Origin of the sequence: uncultured Thiodictyon sp., from assembly GCF_903946935.1 — a bacterium.
In the GTDB taxonomy this organism is placed as follows: Bacteria; Pseudomonadota; Gammaproteobacteria; order Chromatiales; family Chromatiaceae; genus Thiodictyon.
The window spans coordinates 1-5,772 of the sequence record NZ_CAJAXH010000206.1 but is presented as its reverse complement, the minus strand read 5'-3'; the positions used below and the strand labels follow the sequence as shown (position 1 = coordinate 5,772).

The following is a 5,772-nucleotide window of genomic DNA, read 5'->3' as shown; positions in this document are numbered from 1 at the left end:
GAGTGCCTGTGCGGCATGGGCCCGGTCCTGGTAGTGGTGGGGGCGTCCGCGGGTGATCACCGTCCAGGGCCAGGGCGCGGCGGTGCCGTGCGCATCGACCCGGCCGGTGCGGGCGACGGCCAGGGCGTACAGGAGTGCCGGGCGGACGCCCTGCGCCCGCGCGGCTCGCTCAAACGCGGCTCCTCCTTGAGCGTACGGGTCCGCCACTGCAGCGGGCTGGTGCTTGACTGATTGCGCTGGAGCAAAGCCTTGTAGCCATCTGCGATCCGCCGAATTCCGCTGCGACTACCGCGCCCGCGGACCTGGGGATGATTGGAGATTCCAGACTTGGCGGCTTCTTGAGTGCCCAGCATGAAAGGCACTCTTGACCTGGCGGACGACTTTGGCGGAACATCGACTGCATGCGGGCTCCGGCAATCGACGCCGGACCGGGCATTCGCCCCGTCCGCAACGTTTGGATGCCACACGCAACCGCGGACCGGAGATCATCCGAAGTCCCATCAGTAGAGCTTCATGTCTGACTTCGAGATCATCAGTGATATCAGTGATGTTGAGCTGATCGCTCGCGGCCCTGGTATCCGTGACATAGCCCGGTTGAACCGCGAGTACGGAAGGGGTAATTGGCGCAAAGTCAAAGGAACCGCCCTCCTGCGATTGAACAGCGGTAGACTCCGTCGCGCCGAGTTGCATTGGTACGAAGCTCACGGAATCGGCAAGAGAGAAATGAAGCGCAAGTGTTACCTGGAATGACTATGAACAAGCAAACAAGCGAAGTTCCAGAGTATGTTGTCTGTATCGACAACTCGGATTATCCTGCATCCCTGGAATTGCATAAGATTTATCGCGTCCTTCCCGACGAAGACGCGAGCGCGGACGGCGACCTGCGGATCATTGACGAGAGCGGGGAGGACTATCTCTACTCTGCGGATCGGTTCGTTCCGATTGCCGTACCAATCGCGGTAAAGAAATCCCTAGAACTGAAGGTTCATCCATAGGATATGTATTAGGTATACTGTCGCCGGATCTCTCCGCCATAACTATGCCCCTCAGATAGTCCAGTTACGCTGCGCCAACCAGACGCGACGAATTGCCGAAAATCAACCGTTACTAAGCTGCAAGAGATAAATAGAAAGCGTCATGCTACAGCAAACAATCAACAACCTAATACATGATTTTTCTCTAGTGCAGTTGTATGTGAAAAACAACCAGCAGGCAGGGTTCAGCGATATGACGCGGCTCTTGGAAAGCCTCTCGATCCAGATGTTTAAGGCGACGCACAACCTTGACCTGAAGAACAAGAACTTCCTCTTCCCAAACTTCCCGGCGATTGATTTAGCGGATGATGCGCAACGCACGGCGGTTCAGGTGACTACTAACGCCGACTCCAAGAAAATCAAGCATACATTGAAGATGTTCAATGAACACAAACTGAGTCGTGATTATGACACATTGATCATTCTTGGCTTTATCGAATGTTCAAGGAGCAAGGCGCTGCCGACATTCTGTACGGTCCTTAACATAAATGATCTTATTTCATTAGTAACCGACCGGAACGATGATGATCTTGCGCAGGATCTCGTTGATGCCCTCCAACAGCACTCGGATTTCTCGCGGGTACACCCGTACGATGACAACAATTGCCTTGAAATAGTTCTTCGGTGCATTGATCGAAGCGCGATAAAACATCGGATGGCGTGTGAGGGTTCTTACGCTGACATGATTAAGGGATTGAATGAAATCACCGAGCTAATCAGCAAAGGGACAATTGGACGGAAACAAAAAGGAAAGAGCATTGATAGCTTTTCCGATCCGAAAATACAAGCATTCTTGACAGCGGTCCGCAACGCGATTTCGCAAATAGTTGCGATCGTCAATCAATGCAGGGATGCCAGTTCGGGGCTTGTTGCGATTGACGCCGATCAATTAGGTGAGATTGGCAGGCATAAGAGTTATATTATAGAAAAAGCAAATGAGATGGCCCAGCAAATTGGCAGCGATTTGCGCATGCAAGTGATATGATACCCAATCAGCTTGGGTGCCGAGCCGGCGCCCCAGTTCTTGGTGCTGTTTCGCAAGATGACCAAAATGCAGAATCTCTATCTGATATCCCTGGTATAGCTTATATGTGCGGCGGAAGGGTAAGGCGCGGATACCCTCACGCGAGCAATCAAGTGCGAAGGCAGAGCTGTTGCCTATCCTACCTCGCTGGAGTCCACGATAGTGACGAGCAGCGCTTGATTCTTCTCTGCCATGAGGACGGCGAACCGATCACAGTTGTGACTGCTGCTCCCGAGCAGCAGGAGCGGTGAAAAGAAAAAAAGAACGATAAGAGTCGTAAAGTGTACAAGGTCAAAGTTCCTGAGCAAGCCGCAGCCCGAGGTTCTTGCCGAGGAATTCAGGGCGGTACCTGAAGCGGTCCGAAGCGCGCGCGTTCTTCGCGCTGAGGTACCAAGAGCCGCCGCGTAACACCCGGCCAACGGAAATGCAAGATTGGTACCATTCCATACCATCGGCCGGAGCGCCCGTATAGTTCTCATGCCAACTGTCCTGCACCCACTCCCAGACGTTTCCGTGTATATCATAGAGCCCCCAGGGATTGGGTCGCTTCTCTCCCACCTGCTGGGTCTTGCCGCCTAAGCGGAAGAAAGCATAGGCGTTTTCCTCAAACCAGGCGTAGTCTCCCAGCGCGCTCTCATCGTCGCCGAATGACCAGCGGGTTGCGGTTCCGGCACGGGCGGCATATTCCCATTCCGCTTCGGTCAGCATACGGTAGTGCCGTCCGGTCTGGTCCGAGAGCCAGGCGTAATAGGCGACGGAGTCATTCCAGGAGACGTTGATAACCGGGCGTCGACCACGCCCCCACCCCTCATCGCCTGGCTTCTTGCAACGGGTCGCGGCACAGAAGCGATCATACTCATCGAAGGTGACCGGATAGCGTCCGATGGCGAATGGCCGGGCGATGCTGACCCGGTGCTGGGGCTTCTCGCTGTCATCGGCTTTGTCGTCGCTCTCCGACGCACCCATGAGGAAGGCTCCAGGTGGAATCAATACCATCTCAGGCCCTTTGCTGCCATCCTTGAGCGGGGCGCGAAAGACCGGCCCCAACCCCAGCGATTCAGCCACCGACTGCTGTAACCCCTGAACCTGCGTGGTGGACCATCCATGGATGTCCTGCGGCACCTGTGTCGCCCAACGATCAGCCTGGACCCGCTGGTTCTCCCACTCCAACCGCTGCTGGCGCTCCCGCTTCTGCCGCTCCAGCTCCAAACGCTCCCGCTCCTGTTGCTCCTGTTCTAGCCGCACTCGTTCTTGGCGCTCCTGCTCCAATCGCTGCTGATGTTCCCGTTCCTGCCGCTCCAGCTCCAACCGCTCCCGTTCCTGTCGCTCTTTTTCCAGCCGCTCGCGTTCCTTGCACTCCCGCTCCATCTGCTCCCGCTCCTGGCGCGCCGCCGCCGCGCTCGCCGCGCCCCCCAAACGTGCGATCAGGTCGGAACGGTTTAGACTGCCAATAGCATCGCGCAGCCCGGCGAGGAACCCTGGGTCTACCAGGACTGCCGGACCGACCGGGCCATCGGCCGCGCCAACTTGGGCGCAGAAGTCGTCTAGCACCGCGATACCAGTCCCCGCAATAGTCGGAAGCCCACGCTGAGCCAGCCAGCTCTGAATGGCGTGGACTATCTCTCTGACGGCCCATGCGCGGTTCGGCAATGCGGCGAGCGGTACCGCTAATTGTAGCGCAAGCTCTGGCGTCCAGGCCGGCCGCTCTGCGGCCACTGCCCGGTAACTCCGGCAATAGTGGTCGATGAAGGCGCGGGCGACCTCCGGCGGGAAGTCCTGGTGCAGCAGATCAGGCAGCAACTTCGGCAAGAGTGGCGGGGTGTCCCGATAGGAGAAGTGGTAGAGATCACCGATCCATCCCATGGTCAGGCAATGCCAGGTGATAAGGAATTGGTGGATGGCGCACCAATCCTCCTTGACGAGTTGGAAGGGCGGCAGGTCCACTTGATCGAGCCCGATACCGGCGGCACTCAGTGCCTCCTCCTGCTCTAGCCGTTTGAGGTTGGTGGCGCGCACACCGCCGAAACGCTGGTCGGCATCCGGGTTGTTTTTGGCGACACCCTGCTCGACCAGGCGTTCGCGCGCCTGCCGCCATTGCCGTGCCGCGGCGCGGGCGGAATCCTCCACCACGGGGCGATAAGCGATCTTCTCCAAGGTCTGATAGAGATACTGATCCTGGGCAGGACCCCAGTAGGCCAGATTGATGTAGAGATAGTCGTCGCCCTCCGGCATCTGGGTCTCCAGCACCAGGGTCGGCTCGGAGCGCAACCGCTCATGCAGTGCCTTGATACTGGCCGCGCCCTGGAACTGGCCGTCTTTCCAGGCCCCGTCCAGGAGTTCGATCGGGCGCACGCCGAGATTGAAATTGTAGTGCGTGGAGAGGAATTGCTGGAGTGCCTGGCGCACCGGTCCTTCCAGGTCGCGCGGGCCGTTGGCGGGCAGCGAGAGGAACACCCGCAGCGGCGTCGGCCCGTCGCAGCGGTGCGATTGCAGAATCTGAGAGGGGAAAAGCCGCAACGGCCAGTGGTCCAGGACCTTCTGGTTCTCCTGTAACTCCAGGGCGGTCTGGCGCTGTCGGGTCGCCATGGCCCATTCCTGTTCCCGTCGCTCCTTGGCCTGCCGGCGTTGTTCCTCGCGCTGCGCCTCGAATTGCTGCTGCTGAAAGGCGCGTTGCTGGTCGCCGTCCTGGGTAGCGGTGCGCTGTTGAGAGACGCGGGTCAAGTGGGCCGTGATCGCGCTGAAGGCCATCACGGCGTGGTAGATGCTCATGGCAGGGTCGGTTCCTTGGCTGATCCAGGTTGGCGGCATAGGGAAGGCGCCGGGCTCAGATACTTCTGCGCCACGAAACCGCCGACGGGTAGGGAGGGGCACGGCCCACTGACCGCGCCGGACCTCGCTGCGGACCGGATCAAGTCGAAATTCCTGCGCTTCGTCCTGTGTCCCGGGGCCGGATGCCGAATCATAGACGATGCCGTCGCAGCGATCGAGAGCATCCCAGATGACCAAGCCCTTTGCCGACCCCTGGGGCCCCAACTACGAACGGCGGGCGCTCATCCTGTGGGTCGTCGTCGCGGTCGTTGCCGCGGTCACCGCGGGTCTGTGGGGTCTACCGACGGGGGCCTTTCACTGGCTCGCCTGGCTTTCGCTCGCCATGGCGCTGACCTGGGTCCGGGGTGCCGTGCGGATCGCAAGCCAACACGAATGGCTGCGCGGACACCACCTCGGGTGCATCGCCCCGGAGGACTTCGCCGCCCGCCTGCCGTCATGGTCCGGGGACCTGTGGCTGGGTTGGGGCTTCGACTGGCTTCCGGTGCATACGCAGCTCGCACTGGACCTCATGCGCGCGGGACCGGAGCAGTTCGCCCCGAGCGATCCGCAGCGCATGGGCGCCACCTGGCTGCACGGCCTGGGGGGACGCGATGGGGACCTGCGCATCCCGCTTTCGCACACCGACGGACACATGCTCATCGTCGGCGTCACGGGCGCCGGCAAGACCCGCACCTTCGACCTGCTGGTCACCCAAGCCGTGCTGCGTGGCGAGGCGGTCCTGATCATTGATCCCAAGGGCGACCGCGACCTGCGCGATACGGCGCAACGGGCGTGCGTCCTGGCCGGCACCCCGGAGCGCTTCGTGCATTTCCATCCGGCCTTTCCCGCCCAGTCGGTGCGCATCGACCCGCTGCACAGCTTCAATCGGCCCACCGAGCTCGCGAG

The 5,772-nt window shown here is 60.1% G+C and carries 6 protein-coding genes; 5 read left to right on the top strand and 1 reads right to left on the bottom strand.

The genetic code is table 11. The features are described 5' to 3' along the window. From QZX93_RS17445 to QZX93_RS17430, 4 genes are all read left to right on the top strand, one after another. On the top strand, positions 1–231 hold a 231-nt coding region (locus QZX93_RS17445; protein ID WP_295389691.1), incomplete at its 5' end, for a hypothetical protein. 282 nt (positions 232–513) lie between these two features. Further along, positions 514–750: a hypothetical protein gene (locus QZX93_RS17440; protein ID WP_295389689.1), complete on the top strand. Its 237-nt coding sequence runs from the start codon at positions 514–516 to the stop codon at positions 748–750. A 2-nt stretch (positions 751–752) separates the two neighbouring features. Then, positions 753–995 carry a hypothetical protein gene (locus tag QZX93_RS17435; protein WP_295389687.1) on the top strand — a complete coding sequence of 81 codons (243 nt, stop codon included), beginning with the start codon at positions 753–755 and terminating at the stop codon, positions 993–995. A gap of 142 nt (positions 996–1,137) precedes the next feature. Beyond that, positions 1,138–2,019 (top strand): SMEK domain-containing protein, encoded by an 882-nt coding sequence (locus QZX93_RS17430; protein WP_295389685.1) that lies wholly within the window; start codon positions 1,138–1,140, stop codon positions 2,017–2,019. A 330-nt stretch (positions 2,020–2,349) separates the two neighbouring features. On the opposite strand, the gene QZX93_RS17425 is transcribed toward QZX93_RS17430, so the two are convergent. Next, positions 2,350–4,827: an SUMF1/EgtB/PvdO family nonheme iron enzyme gene (locus QZX93_RS17425; RefSeq protein ID WP_295389683.1), complete on the bottom strand. Its 2,478-nt coding sequence runs from the start codon at positions 4,825–4,827 to the stop codon at positions 2,350–2,352. Between the two features lie 229 nt (positions 4,828–5,056). On the opposite strand from QZX93_RS17425, the gene QZX93_RS17420 reads away from it, so the two are divergent. Next, the coding region (locus QZX93_RS17420) for a DUF87 domain-containing protein (protein ID WP_295394789.1) at positions 5,057–5,772 on the top strand (716 nt) is incomplete at its 3' end.

Bases quoted from the DNA above. Each gene is read 5' to 3' on its own strand.
- QZX93_RS17430 (WP_295389685.1), top strand. From the start codon at position 1,138: ATGCTACAGCAAACAATCAACAACCTAATACATGATTTTTCTCTAGTG.
- QZX93_RS17435 (WP_295389687.1), top strand. From the start codon at position 753: ATGAACAAGCAAACAAGCGAAGTTCCAGAGTATGTTGTCTGTATCGAC.
- QZX93_RS17440 (WP_295389689.1), top strand. From the start codon at position 514: ATGTCTGACTTCGAGATCATCAGTGATATCAGTGATGTTGAGCTGATC.
- QZX93_RS17425 (WP_295389683.1), bottom strand. From the start codon at position 4,827: ATGAGCATCTACCACGCCGTGATGGCCTTCAGCGCGATCACGGCCCAC.